The organism is Gammaproteobacteria bacterium, assembly GCA_003696665.1.
Classification (GTDB): Bacteria; Pseudomonadota; Gammaproteobacteria; order Enterobacterales.
On the sequence record RFGJ01000118.1, the window covers coordinates 1 to 1,735 of the forward strand.

General features: G+C 56.0%; 3 protein-coding genes. All 3 read left to right on the top strand.

Going from position 1 to position 1,735, the window contains the following annotated elements:
* A partial coding sequence (locus D6694_03755) for a hypothetical protein (protein RMH46188.1) occupies window positions 1-225 on the top strand: 225 nt, incomplete at its 5' end.
* Between the two features lie 166 nt (window positions 226-391).
* Entirely contained in the window at window positions 392-847 is a 456-nt protein-coding gene (locus tag D6694_03760; GenBank protein ID RMH46189.1) for a hypothetical protein, read from the top strand.
* Window positions 848-849: 2 nt separating this feature from the next.
* On the top strand, window positions 850-1,735 hold an 886-nt coding region (locus D6694_03765; protein RMH46190.1), incomplete at its 3' end, for a hypothetical protein.

Below are 1,735 nucleotides of genomic sequence, written 5' to 3' on the forward strand. Positions count from 1 at the left end.
GAAGCAGTCTTCGTGCGAGACAGCGCAATTGTGGCGGTCCAGCCAAAGGTTGCGCTCTTGCCTCTTACGGGGTGGGGGTGTAATAGCGGTCCCGACGGGCAGCCAGTAGCCAGAAGCCGAAATTATCTTCTCGTGCTTCCTCAAATCCCCCCAGAGCAAGTACTCCTGCTTATTGAGTACGAGTCTAATTCCGGTAGTGACATACAACAGAAGACACACCTGTGATGGATAAGTGCCTGCCCCTGGCAGACTGATAATCCTTGTACCACAGCATCGGTTGGCAAGACTACAGCCGCTATTTGCTTTTGCAAATAGCGGCTTTTTCTTTTGGCTTTGCCCGAAGCAGACGGCATCTCTATCGGTATGCCACTCACGAACAACGGAGGACTATATGGTCTGGCTCGTCATCATCCTGCTCTTGACGGTCTTTGCTGGTGGGGCACTGGTTGCTATCAATTTCACGCAAAATCGGGTAGCCATCATGCAGGCACAAGCGGCCATTGAACAGGCTCACGCAGTTCAAGAAGCCGCCAGGGCCGCACAGGTTGCATCGGCAGGACAGGCTGCCGTGGGAATGGGGCAAACTGTCATTCTGCTGCTTGTGATTGTAGCCATCCTGGGTTTTGTTGCGTTCTACCTCTATTTGCGTTTCGTCAAACACGTTTCCGATGCATCTCCTCCTCGCAATCTTACAGCCTTTCCCCCGCTAACGGAACGAACGTCCCTCCCCCAGGTTGACACGCAACAGTTGCTGCTACAGCAGATGATGACCCAACAAGCCGTATTGCTGGAAATATTGGCCCGTCACCAGGCATCTTCCCTGCCATCCCCTTACCAGGAGGAATAATAATGTACCGATTTCTGTATATCTCCCTGATACTGATGGCCCTGGCTGCGTGTAGCCCCACGGCATCCCCTGATGTCTCATCTCACCTTCAAGCCGTACACTCTGGCAATACCGGCGAGGAGATGTATCTGGCTGCAGTACAAGCGGAAGGTACGCTTGATGCAGCCCGCGCCCGGATGACGGCAACCGCAGAGTTACGCCGGGCTACCACTACTGCCCAGGCTTATTATGCCCACGCTACCGCTACAGAACGCGCCTGGCAGCGCGCTCAGGCAACTGCCGCTGCACAGGGAACCGCCAGTGCTATAGAACGGCAAGGCACGCTTCAGGCAGCATCTGCCCTGGCTACTGCTACCGCACAACACCAGGCCACGCAAGATACCGTCACCTTACAACAAACCCAACAAGCAATGGCGATCAAAGCCACAATGGATGCGGCCTCTGCCGCGGCTGTAGCGACCTCCCAGGCTGCCCAGGCGGAAATCGCCCAACTCGCGGTAGAGAGAGAACGGATGATGAACCACGTCGCTGCCGCTGCCCCGTGGGGTATGGGGGTGGCGGCATTCTTACTCGCAGGGTACTTGCTAACCCGCTGGGTACGCGTGGAAGTAGAACGTCGGCGGGTAATTCGCGACTCCGAGAACAACCCGGATTGGTGGCTTCCGGACACGCACAACCCAGCGATTATTGTTCCTGCCCGATTAATTGGGCCGGCAGCGACAATGAAAAACGGGGAAATTAACGTCCCCCCATCCACATCGCGCCAGATGCAGGTCACTACGCTGGCACAGATGGCCGAATTGCTGCGCCGGATGCCCAGAGAAATGTCGGGGAGCAAGGCCTTACCGAAAGAACTTGTGGAGCAATTACTGGCTCAGATGTCCACAC